The organism is Cupriavidus sp. SK-4 (genome assembly GCF_000611125.1).
In the GTDB taxonomy this organism is placed as follows: domain Bacteria; phylum Pseudomonadota; class Gammaproteobacteria; order Burkholderiales; family Burkholderiaceae; genus Cupriavidus; species Cupriavidus necator.
This window is the reverse complement of the sequence record NZ_JFJW01000154.1, coordinates 64,211-77,744: the sequence shown is the minus strand read 5'-3', so window position 1 is coordinate 77,744 and position 13,534 is coordinate 64,211. Positions and strand designations below refer to the sequence as shown.

Sequence of the window (13,534 nt, the reverse complement as noted above, 5' to 3'; positions counted from 1 at the left end):
CGCGCTGATGCGCATCATCGAGAATCCCAACCGCATCGCCACCGGCAAGATCTACAACATCGGCAACCCGGGCAATATCCACTCGGTGCGCGAGCTGGCCGAGATGATGCTGAAGATGGCCGCCGACTACCCGGAATACGCTGACGAGGCGCGCAAGACGCAGATCATCGAGACCTCCTCGGGCGACTTCTACGGCAAGGGCTACCAGGACGTGCAGCATCGCGTGCCCAAGATCGACAACACCATCGAAGAGCTGGGCTGGAAGCCCGGGATCAGCATGGAAGCGGCGCTGCGCCGCATCTTCGAGGCGTACCGCGGCAAGGTGGTCGAGGCCCGCACGCTGGTCGATTCGGCCAACTGAGCGCGCACCGCAGATGGCACGCATTGCCCTGAAGGTCGACGTCGACACGCTGCGCGGCACGCGCGAAGGCGTGCCGAAGCTGCTGTCGATGCTGGCGGCTGCGCAGGCGCAGGCAACCTTCCTGTTCAGCCTCGGCCCCGACCATACCGGCTGGGCGCTGCGGCGCGTATTCCGGCCAGGCTTCCTGAAGAAGGTGTCGCGCACCTCGGTGGTGTCCAACTATGGCCTGCGCACGCTGATGTATGGCGTGCTGCTGCCGGGGCCGGACATCGGCCGCAAGGGCGCCGCCGAGATGCGCGCGGCGCGCGCGGCCGGGCATGAGTGCGGCATCCACACCTGGGACCACGTCTACTGGCAGGACAACGTGCGCGAGCGCGATGCTGCCTGGACGCGCCGGCAGATGCAGCAGGCGTTCGCGCGCTACACCGAGGTCTTCGGCGAAGCGCCGGCCACGCATGGGGCAGCCGGCTGGCAGATGAACGAGGATGCGTTCCGCCAGATCGATGACTGGGGCATGGCGTACGCGTCGGATGGGCGCGGCACCGCGCCTTATATTCCGACCATCGACGGCGTGCCCTGCCGGCACGTGCAGATGCCGACCACGCTGCCGACGCTGGATGAACTGATCGGCACCGACGACCTGACCGAAGACAACGTCCACACCGCGCTGCTGAAGCTGACCGAAGGCACGCGCGACCATGTCTTCACGCTGCATACCGAGCTGGAAGGCGGCAAGCTGGCGCCGGTGTTCGAGCGGCTGCTGGCGGGATGGCGTGCGCAGGGGCACGAGCTGGTGTCGATGGCGACGTGGTATCGCGGGCTGGATCGGCAGGGATTGCCGGAGTTGCCGGTAACGTGGGGAGAGATCCCTGGGCGCAGTGGCGAGTTGATCGTGCAGCCGCAGGGCTGACGTGTAAAACCGACTACTGTATTTCCCAATTGCGCATTGGGTGCTCCCTCCCCCCCCTTCGGGGGGGGGGGTGGGGGAGCGAAGCAAGGTGCGGGAGCGCGTCGACGAAGTCATGCCTGTTGGTATGCCAGGGCCTACCCTCACCCCCTGCCCCTCTCCCGCACGCGGGAGAGGGGAGCAAACAGAGCGGGTTTTCGTGGCGCAGTAGCCTAACCTAGGCCCGCCGCTCCGCCCCCACCCGCAGCCCGTTGAACACCACCAGCAGGCTAGCGCCCATATCGGCGAACACCGCCATCCACATCGTCCCCATCCCCAGCACCGTCAGCACCAGGAACACGGCCTTGATGCCGAGCGCCAGCGCGATGTTCTGCGTGAGGATGCTTGAGGTGCGGCGCGACAGACGCACAAAGGCCGGTATCTTGCGCAGGTCATCGTCCATCAGCGCCACGTCGGCCGTCTCGATTGCGGTGTCGGTGCCGGCTGCGCCCATGGCGAAGCCGATATCGGCGCGCGCCAGCGCCGGCGCGTCGTTGATGCCGTCGCCCACCATGCCGATGCGGCCGCCGCGCGCGTGGGCGGCGCCGGCAAGCGCCGCAATGCCATCGGCCTTGTCCTGCGGCAACTGGTTGCCGCGCGCCTCATCGATGCCGACCTGCGCGGCAATGGCTTGCGCCGTGTGCGGATTGTCGCCCGACAGCATCAGCGTCCTGACGCCCAGTTCATGCAGCTCGGCAATCGCCTGCCGGCTGGTGTCGCGCACGGTATCCGCCACCGCGAACAGCGCCAGCGCAGTGGCGGCGCCGTGGCCGTCGACGCGCGCCAGCAGCACCACGGTCTTGCCCTCGCGCTCCAGCGCTTCGAGCCGCGCCTCCAGCGCCGGCGAGCAGGCGCCCATCTCATGCACCAGGCGGTGGTTGCCCAGGCAGTACGCCACGCCCTGCACCTTGCCGCGCGTGCCGCGCCCCGCCAGCGCCTCGAAGTCGTCCACCGGCAGCGTGCCGATCCCGTCGGCCGCGGCCGCCGTGGCCACCGCGCGCGAAACCGGGTGGTCCGAGCGCGCCGCCAGGCTGGCAGCAATGGCGCGAGCCTGCGGCGCGTCCTCGGCCAGCAGCGCATGGTTGGTCTGCGCGGGCTTGCCGTGTGTGATCGTGCCGGTCTTGTCCAGCGCCACCCAGGCCAGGTGCCGGCCCTGTTCCAGGTACACCCCGCCCTTGACCAGGATGCCGCGGCGCGCGGCCGCGGCCAGCCCGCTGACGATGGTCACCGGCGTGGAGATCACCAGCGCGCAGGGGCAGGCGATCACCAGCAGCACCAGCGCCTTGTAGATCCAGTCGACCCAGGCGCCGCCCACGGCCAGCGGCGGCACCACCGCGACCGCCAGCGCAATCGCGAACACCGTGGGCGTGTAGATGCGCGCGAACTGGTCGACAAAGCGCTGCGTGGGCGCACGGCTGCCCTGCGCGGCCTCGACCGCGTGGATGATGCGGGCCAGCGTGGAATCGCTGGCAGGCGCCGTCACCGTGTACTCCAGCTCGCCGGACTGGTTGATCGAGCCGGCGAACAGCGCATCGCCCTCGGCCTTGTCGACCGGCACGCTTTCGCCGGTGATGGGCGCCTGGTCCAGCGCCGACTGGCCGCGCACGACCTTGCCGTCGAGTGCGACGCGCTCGCCCGGCCGCAGCCGCACCAGCGCGCCCACGGCGACGCCGGCGGCGGGCACGGTGTCCCAGCTGCCATCGGCGCGCCGCACCGTGGCCTGTTCCGGCGCCATCGCCATCAAGCCGCGGATCGCATTGCGCGCCCGGTCCAGCGAGGCCGCCTCGATGCGCTCGGCCAGCGCGAACAGCACCATCACCATGGCCGCTTCCGGCCACTGGCGCAGCAGCAGTGCGCCGGTGACGGCAATGCTCATCAGGGCATTGATGTTCAGGTTGCCATTGCGCAGCGCGATCCAGCCCTTGCGGTAGGTGGTCAGCCCGCCCAGCGCCACTGCCGCCAGTGCCAGCACGGCGGGCAGCCACGGCAAGCCCAGGCCCAGCCATTCCGCAGCTTCGGCGCCCAGAGCGGCCACGCCGGCCAGCGCCAGCGGCCACCAGGGCTTGCTTGCCGTGGTTTGCGGCAGGACTTGCTGCGCGGCCTCGGTGCTCAGCGGCACCGGCTGCATGCCCAGGCTCTCGATCGCCCTGGCCACCGGCTCCGGCGACGGCAAGGTGTGATGCACCGTCAGCACTCGCTGGATCAGGTTGAACTCCAGCGCCGCCACTCCCGCCATGCCGCCCAGCTTGCTGCGGATCAGCGTTTCCTCGGTCGGGCAGTCCATCGCATCGATGCGCCATGCAGCGGTCTGCGCGCCGGCGGGAATGTCGACCGGTGCGGCGGGCGTCAGCGCAACCGTGGACGAGCAGCCGCCGCCACAGCAGGCGGAAGCCGCCGCTGCTTGCCGGGCCTCGGCATGGCCATGCCCATGATGATCATGGTCGTGGTCGTGGTGGCGATGGTCGTGATCATGCCCGCCATGCCGGTGGGCGGCGCCATCATGCGCGTGGGCAGCGTGATCTTGAGGAAGTGCGTCCTCAGGTGACGTGCGAGCCATATCTTGTTGTTCCCGCTGGTTTAACCTGATGACATTGAAGACCCTGTAGCGACTACAGAGTCAAGCGGCATGGCGGCGACCGCGGCGCCATGCCGCAGCGGCGGGTCAGTGCTCGCAGTTGACCATCCAGGACATGCCGAAGCGGTCCACCAGCATGCCGAAGCCTTCGGCCCAGAAGGTCTTCTGGTACGGCACCACCACCTGCCCGCCTTCGCTCAGGCCGTCGAAGATGCGCTGGCCCTCGTCCTTGCTGACCGCCCCCACCGACAGGCTGAAGCCGCTGAACGCCGGGCGCTCGCCGCGCCGGCCGTCGGAAGCCATCACCTGGTTCTCGCCGAACTGGATATTGGCGTGCATCACCTTGTCCTTCCAGTCATCGAGAACCTCCATGCCGGGGCTCGGCGGGGCATCCTTGTAGCGCATCGCGAACGTGACCTGCGCGCCCAGCACCTTGCCGTAGAAGGCCACGGCCTCATCGAAACGTCCGCCAAAATCCAGATAGGGTTGCACCTGCATGTCGCTCTCCTTGTGAATGGTCGATCGGGCTGCATGGCATTGGCTGTTCGCCCGCGCGCCATTATGCGCGCGTGCCGGGCAGGTGCAAGCGCCCGGCCGGATTCAGGAAACCGCGGCGGGGGCCGGGGCAGGCGGCGCGGCAGTGGCCAATGCCTCGGCGGGAAATTGCAGCGAGAACATCGTTTCGCCTTCAAGGCTGCGCACCGTCACGCTGCCGCCATGCAGCCGCATGATGGTGTCGACGATGGCCAGCCCCAGCCCGGTCGACGCCGCCGAGTTGCGGCGCGACGGATCGGCCCGGTAGAAGCGCCCGAAGATATGCGGCAGCGTCTCGGGCGGGATCGCCGGCCCGGCATTGGTCACGCGGATGCAGGTCGTGCCGCCGCCCGGCGCAGGGGCGCGCTCCACCTCGAGCCGCACCGTGCTGCCGGCCGGCGCATGGCGCAGCGCATTGTCGAGCAGGTTGGTGACCGCGCGGCGCAGCAGCGTCTGGTCGGCCTGCACCATTGCCGTACCGGTCACCGCCAGCGCGACCTCGCGGTCGGCGGCCACGGCCTCGAAGTACTCGGCCATCTTGTCCAGTTCTTCGCGCGCGTCCAGGGTGCGGATGCCCAGCGCCACCTGCGCATGGTCGGCGCGCGCCAGGAACAGCATGTTCTCGATCATGCGCGCCAGGCGCTCATACTCTTCCAGGTTGGATTCGAGCAGCGCCTCATACTCGGCCACGCCGCGGCTCTGCGCCAGAGTGACCTGGGTCTGGCCGATCAGGTTGCTGATCGGCGTGCGGAAATCATGCGCCAGGTCCGCCGAGAACTCGGACAGCCGCGAGAAACTGTCCTGCAGCCGCGCCAGCATGTCGTTGAGGGCCGCCGCCAGCTCGCGCAGCTCGGCCGGCGCGCTGCCCACGTCAAGCCGCGTGGCTAGGCGGCTGGTGGTGACCGCGGCGGCATCGGCGGCCATGCGCCGCAGCGGCCGCAGCCCGCGCCGCGCCAGCACGAAGCCCAGCCCCGCCGCCACGGCAGCGCCGCACAGCGTGGCCCACAGCACCTGGTGGCGGTAGTCTCGGATCAGCGCCACGCGGTGGCCGGCATCGCGCAGCACCACGATCTCCACGGCCTTGTCCGAATCCCCCAGCTGGCCCAACGCCGCAATGCCGCGCGAGGGCACGCCGTTCTTGGGATACCAGGTCTGCAACATGCTCTTTTCTGGCTGCGTGGTGGCCGGCAGCACGCGCAGCGGCGGCACCGATTCATTGCGCGGGTTGAGCGTGACCAGCGGCTCGCCCTGGCGCGAGCGCACCACCAGGATCAGCCCCTCGTGGCCCATCGCGATATCGGCAAAGCGGTGGGTATCGGCGCGGATCTCGGCCTCGCTGCGCACCTCGCGCAGCAGGTGGCGCACCAGCAGCACCTCGCCGACCAGCTCGCTTTCATCGCGCCCCTCCAGCTGCGCCGACAGCGCCCCGGACAGGTAGGCCGCCACGCTGGCGAGAATCACGGCCGTGGCCAGCCCGTACGCCAGCGCCAGCCGCGTGGTAAGCGAAGACGGCAGCCGCATCATGCGTCCTGGTCCCGGTCCTCGCTGTCGTCCAGCACGTAGCCCATGCCACGCCGCGTGTGGATCAGCTTGCGCGGGAAGGGATCGTCCACCTTGGCGCGCAGGCGCCGGATCGACACATCGACCACATTGGTATTGCTGTCGAAATTGACGTCCCACACCTGCGAGGCGATCAGCGAGCGCGACAGCACCTCGCCGCGCCGGCGCGCCAGCAGGTACAGCAGTGCGAACTCCTTGGAGGTCAGGTCGATCTTCTGGCCGGCGCGCACCACGCGGCGGCGGATGGCATCGATCTGCAGGTCGGCCACTTCGATGAACTCGCTCTCGCGCAGCGGGCCGCGCCGCAGGATGGTGCGGATGCGCAGCACCAGCTCGGCAAAGGCAAAGGGCTTGACCATATAGTCGTCGGCGCCGAGCTCCAGCCCCTTGAGGCGGTCCGACAGCTCGTCGCGCGCGGTCAGGAACAGCACCGGGGTATCGCGCTCGCGGCGCAGCTCGCGCAGCACCTGCCAGCCATCGAGTCCGGGCAGCATCACGTCCAGCACGATCAGGTCGTAGGGATGCTCGCGCGCATGGGCCAGGCCGTCCGCGCCGTCGCGCGCCAGGTCCACCACGAAGCCGGATTCGGTCAGGCCCTTGTGCAGGTAGTCGCCCGCCTTGGGTTCGTCCTCGACAATCAGGATACGCATGATTCGATCACTTTCCGGGCGGCACCAGCGCCGCCATGGCGTAACGCTAGCCGAGGATGACCGCCAATGGGCAAAGATTTCACAAATGTCATCGCCATGCCAGGGCAATGCAGGCGAAAACCCCGGTAAAATGCGCGATCCCCCCGGCGTCATGCCGGTTTGCGCCACCCTTGCCCCATTCTGCCCGCCCCCCCGCCGATGAAACGCCTGCCGAATTGCCTGCTGCTATCCCTCGCCATGCTTGCGCTGCCCGTCTCCGGTGCCGCGGCAGCAGCGGTCACGGTGTGCAGCGCGGTACAGGCAGCCGGGCTGTCGCTGCCGGAACGGCATGCGGCCGCAAAAATGGAGGCGGAAGCGGCGTTGGACGGCACCGGCCCGGGCACTTGCCGCGGCAGCGCGGTCCAGGTGATGGCCGAGCCTTCCGGCAGCGGCCATCCGCTGCAGCTGCACGATGCCGATGCGCCGCAGGCGACCGACCACGGCGCCACGCCGCTGGAGACGCAGCCATCGGCCGCGTCCGGCGTGCTGCGCGAACTGCCTGCGGAGGTGCTGGCGCATTGGGCGCACGCGGCGCCAATGGCCACGCCGGGTGCACTCACCGACATCCTGCCGCTGGAACGAGTGCTGCCCGCACGCTGCTGAGCGCGTCATAGCGGGCACAGCGCCCGCATCGCTTCTTTTCTGTTTTGCGGAATTCCGTCGGCACCGGCAAGGCGCGGCGAATTGTCGCGCCTGCGCCCTTTATCCGACGCGGAAGAATTCGATCGACTGCCCGGCGTTCACGGCCCGTTGCAGCCAGTCCGGATACTCGCCCTGCCCGTCCCAGCTCTGGCCGAGCGCATTGCGGTATAGCGGGCGTGCAGCGGCAGCCTTGGGGGCGGCCTGCGGGATAGGCTCGGCCACGGCTGGCGCGGCGTCAGGCGCCGGCTCATGCCCGGCGTCGATGGCAACATGATCAAAGCACCCGGCGGCGACAAGATCGTCGAACGTCAGGGCATGACGGTCCATTTGCTCGCGGATCCACGCCACCGCAGCGAGTTTGGCTGAATCAGACTCGGACATGACTCTCGTGAGAGGCCCGCTGCATTTCCGCGGGCAATGAAAAACCGGCGATGGAACCGCAGGCCGGTCGGATAGCCGTGATTCTACAGCCTTTGCCGACGCTGCTGCGTTTCCCTCATGAGCGCGCGGCCAATTGCCGTGCGCTTGCCGCGCACGTCCGCTGCCGAGTGACAGCAATGTCATGTGCCGGTCATGCTCGTGTGGGCACGCGCTGCCTAGACTTGCTTCACCGCCGCCCACCCCGGACCGGCACCCTTACGGAGAAGCGACTCATGCAAGCACTCAGGCAAGTCTTTGTGGCCACCACCCTTATTGCAGCCGTGGTCGGCACTGCGCAGGCTGCACCGCGCAACGTCGATCCGTTCAGCGACGGGGCGCACAGCGCCACCGGCACCCGCAGCCCGTTCAGCGACGGCGCCCGCAGCCTCATCGACACCCGCAGCGCGTTCACGGACGGTGCGAACGCCGCAACGGGCCCGCGCAGCACCTTCACCGACGGCGCGCATAACCCCAACGGCCCGCGCGACAGCTTCAGCGACGGCGCCTGACGGCACCCGGCCGAGCAGCGCCTCAGCGCACCTCGCCGTAGATGCGGCGCGCATCGGCGGTGTCGGCAATCGGCCGGCCCAGCGTCAGGCCGCCTTGCACCGCCTGCGCCACCAGCGCATGGTTGCCGGGTGCGCGGCTGCCGTCGCGCAGCAGCAGGTTGTTCTCGAATCCCACCCGCACATGGCCGCCAAATGCGGCGGCCGCGGTCACGCAGGCATTCTCTTCGCGGCCGAAGGCGCAGATCGCCCACGGCAACGCGTCGGCGGACTCGCCCGCGGCCTGCAGGAACGGCAGCAGGTCGTGCGGCGACGACACCTGCCCGGCGGCATAGCGTCCCAGCACGTACAGCACCGACCATGCGCCCGGCGGCACCATGCCGCGCTCGCGCATCGACTGCCAGCGCCGCACATCGGCCACGTCATACAGGATCACCTGCGTCATCACGCGCTCACGCGCCAGCCAGGCGAAGAACGCCGCCAGTTCGCTGTCCGGGATGTCCGGCACCGCCACTTCGCGCAGGCCCACCGAAACGGCTTCGGGCCGCAGCTCACGCACCATCGCCATCTGCTCCGCGGCCTGGTAGACGCCCGCGGCCTCGCTCGTCACCTGCACCAGCAACGCTTCGCCCACGGCCTGCTGCACCGCGGCCAGCGCGTCGCGGTAGGCCTGCACGTCGAGGGAGTGGCGGCCTTCGGCATCGCGCACATGCATGTGCATCATGGCTGCGCCGGCATCCAGGCAGGCGCGCGCTTCAGCGGCCAGTGCCGCGGCGGTCAGCGGCACCGCCGGATGGTCGCTGGCGCGCTTGTAGGCGCCGTTGGGCGCCACGGTGACGATCAGTGGCGCATCGGCCAGCGGCACGCGGGCCGCGGCTACGGGGGCTTGGGACGGGGTCTGGCTCATGGCTCGATCTCGGGCAGTTCAGGCGCGATCAGCGCCAGGCCGGCGCGCAGCAGGCTGTCATAGCGTGCGCGCTCGGCGGCAATGGTTTCGGGGGTCCAGTGGTAGAAGCCTTCGCCGCGCTTCATGCCGTGGCGGCCGTCGGCAGCGCGCTCGGACAGGCAGCGCGCCGGATGGTCGTCGTTGCAGAAGGTCGGGTACATGGTGGCGCCGGCAGCCGCGTGCACGTCGATGCCCGCGTGGTCGCGCTGCAGCACCGGTCCGGCCGCCAGGAAGCGGAAGCCGAAGCCGAAGCGCACCGCCGCATCGACATCCTCGGGCGAGGCAATGCCGCGGTCGATCAGGCTGAAGGCCTCGCGCGACAGCGCATGCTGCAGCCGGTTGGCAAGAAAGCCCGGCAGGTCCTTGCGCACCTTGACCGGCACCATCGCACAGCGGCGCATGAAGGCGATCAGCGCGTCGGCACAGGCCTCGTCGCTGTCATCGCCCATCACTACTTCCACCAGCGGCACCAGGTGCGCCGGCATGAAGAAGTGCAGGCCCAGCATGCGCGCACGCGAGTCGAGCCCCGCGCCGATGGCGCTGATCGGGAAGCTGGAGCTATTGCTGGCCAGCACCGTATCGGGCCGCGCGCGCCGCACCAGCTCGGCAAAGAGCGCCTGCTTCAGGTCCAGCTGTTCCGGGATGCACTCGATCACCAGGTCTATGGTGGACCAGTCCACCGCATCCAGCGTCGCGGCCACCGCCAGGCGCTCTGAACCTTGTTCACGGCCGATCGCGGCCAGGTTGCCACGCACGCGCCCGGGCAGGGCGCCGGCGCGGCCGGCATCGGGCTCGACCACGGTGGCGCGGCACAGCGCGCGGGTCAGCACCACGGCAACATCGGCACCCATGGTGCCACCGCCCACCACCACCGCGTGCGCGGCGCCGGGACGGCTCAGGATGACCGGAGCGGTCGGGTTCGACATGAGGTTCTCCCAGGAATCCAGGCAGTGTAGAGAACTTGCTTTGATTGAAGAAGTCGAATTTCTGGATAAAATGATCCACAAATCAGATCAATCGCATGACCCGGCCGGCACCAGACACCGCCGACCCGCTGCCGCCCATGAAAATCAACCTGTCGATGCGCGACATCGAAACCATGCTGTTGCTTGGCCGCACGCTGAATTTCCGCCAGGCCGCCAGCCAGCTGCACCTGTCGCAATCCGCCCTGTCCACGCAGATCCTGCGCATCGAGGAATCCCTCGGCGTGCGCCTGTTCGACCGCACCACCCGCACCGTGCGCCTGACCGCGGCCGGCCAGGTCTTCATGCAGCAGGCCGCGCTGCTGCAGGCGGCGTTCCGCGGCGCCATCGACGCCGTGACCGGCATTGCCAGCGCCGAGCGCGGCCAGGTTGCGGTGGCGGCGCTGCCCTCGCTGGCGGCGCGCATGCTGCCGCGCGTGCTGATGGCCTATCACCAGGCGCGCCCGGAAGTGGCACTGAAGGTGTTCGATACCCTCTCCGGCCCGGCCTTCGACCTGGTGCGCGCCGGCGACGTGGATTTCGCGCTGACCGCGGCCGACCCGCAGCAGGCGGACCTGCAATATGAGCCGCTGCTGTCGGACCGCTTCGTGCTGCTGATCCCGTCGGCGCACCCGCTCGCGCGCAGCCCCGGGCCGCTGCGCTGGGCCGATACCGCCAGCGCGCCGCACGTGTCGATGACGCACCCGAGCAGTGTGCGCCAGTACGCGGAATGGGCCTTCCTGCAGAACCGCATCCGCTTCCAGCCGGTGTTCGAGGCCGAGCGCCTGGCCACCATCGCGGCCATGGTCGAATGCGGCTTCGGCGTGGCCGCGCTGCCCGAGATCGCGGCCGGCACGGTGCGCCAGCCCGGCATTGTCGAGCGCCTGCTGACCGCGCCGGTGACCGAGCGCTCGATCGGGCTGGTGACCTCGCGCAACCGCAGCCTGTCTCCGGCGGCCGCCGAACTGGCGGCGGCGGTGCGCGCGCAGCTGGCGAGTCCGCCCGTCCAAGACACGGCGGACACGGAGGCCGGCGCATGAGCATCATCGTCGATATCCTGATCCTGGCCGGCGCTCTGCTGGCCATCGTCGCCGTGGTACAGGTGGCCGCCGCGCGGCTGGTGTTGCCGGAGTCCACCCTGCTGTCGGCCATCGGCATCGCCATCGGCGCGGGCTACGTCGCCATCGATGCGGCCCACCCTGACTTCGCCCGGCATTTCCTGCATCCGCTGATCGACCCCGCGCTGCCGCCCGAGGCCTATCTGTGGATCTTCCTGCCGCCGCTGCTGTTCCACGCGGCACTGACCGCCGACGTGCGCAGCATGCTGCCGGACGCGGCTCCGATCCTGCTGCTGGCAGTGGTCGCCGTAGTGGTAGCCACCGGCATGATCGGCGTCGCCACGGCGGCGGCCAGCGGCATGCCGCTGGCGGTCTGCCTGCTGCTGGGCGCGGTGGTGGCCACCACCGACCCGGCCGCGGTGATCGCGATCTTCCGCGACGTGGGCGCGCCGGCCAGGCTGATCCGGCTGGTGGAGGGCGAAAGCCTGCTCAACGACGCCGCCGCCATCGCCATCGTCGGCGTGCTGGTGGCGATGCTGACCGGCCACGGCGCGCAGGCAACGCTGGCCGCGGGCCTGCGCGAGCTGGCCTGGTCCTTCGTTGGCGGCGTGGTCTGCGGCACGCTGGCCGGGCGGCTGGTGTCGGACCTGCTGCCCCGCCTGGCCGGCCTGGCCATGGCGGAGAGCGCGCTGACGCTGGCTCTGCCCTACCCGCTCTACCTGCTGGCCGAACAACTGCTGGGGGTCTCCGGCGTGGTGGCGGTGGTGTGCGCCGGCCTGATGGTCAGCGCGCTCGGGCCCACGCGGCTGAACCCGCCGAACTGGCGCCACCTGCGCATGATCTGGGAGCAGTTCGCCAGCATCGCCGGGGCGGTGGTGTTCCTGCTGGCCGCGGTGCGCGTGCCCTCCATGCTGGCGGGCGTGACCACGCATCACGGCTGGCTGCTGCTGGCACTGGTGGCCGCGGCACTGGCCGCGCGCCTGGTGACGCTGTTCGGCCTGCTGCCTCTGCTGTCCTGGCTGCGCCTGAGCGCGCCGATCAACGGCGCCTTCAAGCTGGCCATCGCCTGGGGCGGCCTGCGCGGCGCAGTCACGCTGGTGCTGGCGCTGGGCATTGCCGAGAACGACCAACTGCCCTACGAAACGCGCCATTTTGTCGCCATCCTGGCCACCGGCTTCGTGCTGGTGAGCCTGCTGCTCAACGGCACCACGCTGCGCAGCCTGATCCACCGGTTGGGCCTGGGCCAGCTGTCGCCGCAGGAACGCGCGCTGCAGCAGCAGGCGATCCGCCTTTCCACCGAGGAGGTCGAAGCCATGCTGACGCGCGTGGCCGACTCGTTCGACCTGCCTCCGGCCGCCGCGCGCGATGCCGCGCAGAAATACCGGCACGGCATTGAACTGGGCTCGGCAGAGTTCGACTTTGACACCGCCCTGTCCGAACGCGACCGCCTGACCATCGGCCTGGTCACGCTGGCCACGCGCGAGCGCGAGCTGATCCCCGAATACGGCGACGGCGTGATCTCGGTGGCCAACCTGGACGCGATGATGCGCAACACCTCGCAAATGATCGACGCGGCGCGCGAACGGGGCCGCATCGGCTACAACCGTGCCGCACGGCATATCCTCGACTATCACCTGGGTTTCCGCGTGGCGCTGTTCCTGCACCGCCGCCTGTCGCTCGACCGCCCCCTGGCGCGCGCACTGGCCGACCGCTTCGAACTGCTGATCTGCCGCCAGACCGTGCTGGACCGCCTGCGCCGCTATAACCGCTCGATGCTCACGCCGGTGTTCGGCGCGCGCATGGCAACGGTGCTCGACGGCGTGCTGGAAGACCGCACCAAGGCGGCCGAAGAGGGCCTGGCCGAGATGCGCGCCAAGTTCGGCGACTACACCGTGGCGCTGGAACGGCGGCTGCTGATGCTGTTCGCGTTGCGCAAGGGCCGGCTGTCACTGGAAACCATGCGCGAGGAGGCCGTGATTTCCAAGGAAGCGTTCAACCAGATCGCCCAGGTGATCCAGCAGGCCTGGCAAGCCAACCTGGTGCGCCCGCCGCTGCGCGGCGTCACGGAAAACAAGGGCGGGCCCGGCATGGCGCCAGGCCCGCAACCCTCAGGAGGGGTCCTTGGTACGGGTACGCGAGACCGCCGCCATGATGCCGATGCCAAGCACGATCAGGCAGGCAATACCGATATAGACCGGCGCGAGGCCAGCCGTTTCCATGCCCCAGGCAACGCCGGCAACCAGGACCAGCAGGCCGATAATGTATAGCGCGAATGACATGAGTCGGCTCCTTGCGGTGGTGCAACCTGGCTTCAATGTAGGCAGCACGCGGGGCG

Annotated in this window: 12 protein-coding genes and 1 pseudogene; 6 read left to right on the top strand and 7 right to left on the bottom strand. The window is 69.5% G+C overall.

Features of this window, described 5'->3' with window-relative positions:
* Both CF68_RS30780 and CF68_RS30775 read left to right on the top strand, forming a co-directional pair.
* Positions 1-361, top strand: a pseudogene (locus tag CF68_RS30780) (bifunctional UDP-4-keto-pentose/UDP-xylose synthase); the annotation flags it as partial.
* Between the two features lie 13 nt (positions 362-374).
* A complete protein-coding gene (locus CF68_RS30775) occupies positions 375-1,271 on the top strand; it encodes a polysaccharide deacetylase family protein (RefSeq protein ID WP_035826426.1) in 897 nt (298 codons plus the stop codon).
* Positions 1,272-1,485: 214 nt separating this feature from the next.
* On the opposite strand, the gene CF68_RS30770 is transcribed toward CF68_RS30775, so the two are convergent.
* The 4 genes from CF68_RS30770 to CF68_RS30755 form a co-directional block, all read right to left on the bottom strand.
* Positions 1,486-3,591 carry a heavy metal translocating P-type ATPase gene (locus tag CF68_RS30770; RefSeq protein WP_235205948.1) on the bottom strand — a complete coding sequence of 702 codons (2,106 nt, stop codon included), beginning with the start codon at positions 3,589-3,591 and terminating at the stop codon, positions 1,486-1,488.
* Between the two features lie 378 nt (positions 3,592-3,969).
* Positions 3,970-4,380 (bottom strand): VOC family protein, encoded by a 411-nt coding sequence (locus CF68_RS30765; protein ID WP_035826422.1) that lies wholly within the window; start codon positions 4,378-4,380, stop codon positions 3,970-3,972.
* Between the two features lie 102 nt (positions 4,381-4,482).
* Positions 4,483-5,940 carry a heavy metal sensor histidine kinase gene (locus CF68_RS30760; protein WP_035826419.1) on the bottom strand — a complete coding sequence of 486 codons (1,458 nt, stop codon included), beginning with the start codon at positions 5,938-5,940 and terminating at the stop codon, positions 4,483-4,485.
* Positions 5,937-6,626: a heavy metal response regulator transcription factor gene (locus CF68_RS30755; protein WP_035826418.1), complete on the bottom strand. Its 690-nt coding sequence runs from the start codon at positions 6,624-6,626 to the stop codon at positions 5,937-5,939. The genes CF68_RS30760 and CF68_RS30755 overlap by 4 nt, the downstream gene beginning before the upstream one ends.
* A 198-nt stretch (positions 6,627-6,824) precedes the next feature.
* On the opposite strand from CF68_RS30755, the gene CF68_RS30750 reads away from it, so the two are divergent.
* Positions 6,825-7,268, top strand: coding sequence for a hypothetical protein (locus CF68_RS30750; RefSeq protein WP_035826416.1), 444 nt, complete (start codon positions 6,825-6,827; stop codon positions 7,266-7,268).
* A 99-nt stretch (positions 7,269-7,367) separates the two neighbouring features.
* Here CF68_RS30750 and CF68_RS30745 read toward each other — a convergent pair whose 3' ends face one another.
* Positions 7,368-7,688: an H-NS family nucleoid-associated regulatory protein gene (locus CF68_RS30745; protein WP_035826415.1), complete on the bottom strand. Its 321-nt coding sequence runs from the start codon at positions 7,686-7,688 to the stop codon at positions 7,368-7,370.
* 272 nt (positions 7,689-7,960) lie between these two features.
* Between CF68_RS30745 and CF68_RS30740 the strand changes: the two genes are divergently transcribed.
* On the top strand, positions 7,961-8,236 hold the full coding sequence (locus CF68_RS30740; RefSeq protein WP_035826412.1) for a hypothetical protein: 276 nt from the start codon (positions 7,961-7,963) through the stop codon (positions 8,234-8,236).
* A gap of 22 nt (positions 8,237-8,258) precedes the next feature.
* On the opposite strand, the gene CF68_RS30735 is transcribed toward CF68_RS30740, so the two are convergent.
* Together CF68_RS30735 and CF68_RS30730 are read right to left on the bottom strand one after the other, a co-directional pair.
* Entirely contained in the window at positions 8,259-9,140 is an 882-nt protein-coding gene (locus tag CF68_RS30735; protein WP_035826410.1) for a 3-keto-5-aminohexanoate cleavage protein, read from the bottom strand.
* A complete protein-coding gene (locus CF68_RS30730) occupies positions 9,137-10,105 on the bottom strand; it encodes a 3-hydroxyacyl-CoA dehydrogenase family protein (protein ID WP_035826407.1) in 969 nt (322 codons plus the stop codon). Before CF68_RS30730 ends, CF68_RS30735 begins: the two co-directional genes overlap by 4 nt.
* Positions 10,106-10,242: 137 nt before the next feature.
* On the opposite strand from CF68_RS30730, the gene CF68_RS30725 reads away from it, so the two are divergent.
* Positions 10,243-11,181 (top strand): LysR family transcriptional regulator, encoded by a 939-nt coding sequence (locus CF68_RS30725; RefSeq protein WP_035826460.1) that lies wholly within the window; start codon positions 10,243-10,245, stop codon positions 11,179-11,181.
* Positions 11,178-13,466, top strand: coding sequence for a sodium:proton antiporter (locus CF68_RS30720; protein ID WP_035826406.1), 2,289 nt, complete (start codon positions 11,178-11,180; stop codon positions 13,464-13,466). Before CF68_RS30725 ends, CF68_RS30720 begins: the two co-directional genes overlap by 4 nt.
* The last annotated feature ends 68 nt before the right edge of the window (positions 13,467-13,534 follow it).

Bases quoted from the DNA above. Each gene is read 5' to 3' on its own strand.
- CF68_RS30775 (WP_035826426.1), top strand. From the start codon at position 375: ATGGCACGCATTGCCCTGAAGGTCGACGTCGACACGCTGCGCGGCACG.
- CF68_RS30770 (WP_235205948.1), bottom strand. From the start codon at position 3,591: ATGGACTGCCCGACCGAGGAAACGCTGATCCGCAGCAAGCTGGGCGGC.
- CF68_RS30765 (WP_035826422.1), bottom strand. From the start codon at position 4,380: ATGCAGGTGCAACCCTATCTGGATTTTGGCGGACGTTTCGATGAGGCC.
- CF68_RS30760 (WP_035826419.1), bottom strand. From the start codon at position 5,940: ATGATGCGGCTGCCGTCTTCGCTTACCACGCGGCTGGCGCTGGCGTAC.
- CF68_RS30755 (WP_035826418.1), bottom strand. From the start codon at position 6,626: ATGCGTATCCTGATTGTCGAGGACGAACCCAAGGCGGGCGACTACCTG.
- CF68_RS30750 (WP_035826416.1), top strand. From the start codon at position 6,825: ATGAAACGCCTGCCGAATTGCCTGCTGCTATCCCTCGCCATGCTTGCG.
- CF68_RS30745 (WP_035826415.1), bottom strand. From the start codon at position 7,688: ATGTCCGAGTCTGATTCAGCCAAACTCGCTGCGGTGGCGTGGATCCGC.
- CF68_RS30740 (WP_035826412.1), top strand. From the start codon at position 7,961: ATGCAAGCACTCAGGCAAGTCTTTGTGGCCACCACCCTTATTGCAGCC.
- CF68_RS30735 (WP_035826410.1), bottom strand. From the start codon at position 9,140: ATGAGCCAGACCCCGTCCCAAGCCCCCGTAGCCGCGGCCCGCGTGCCG.
- CF68_RS30730 (WP_035826407.1), bottom strand. From the start codon at position 10,105: ATGTCGAACCCGACCGCTCCGGTCATCCTGAGCCGTCCCGGCGCCGCG.
- CF68_RS30725 (WP_035826460.1), top strand. From the start codon at position 10,243: ATGAAAATCAACCTGTCGATGCGCGACATCGAAACCATGCTGTTGCTT.
- CF68_RS30720 (WP_035826406.1), top strand. From the start codon at position 11,178: ATGAGCATCATCGTCGATATCCTGATCCTGGCCGGCGCTCTGCTGGCC.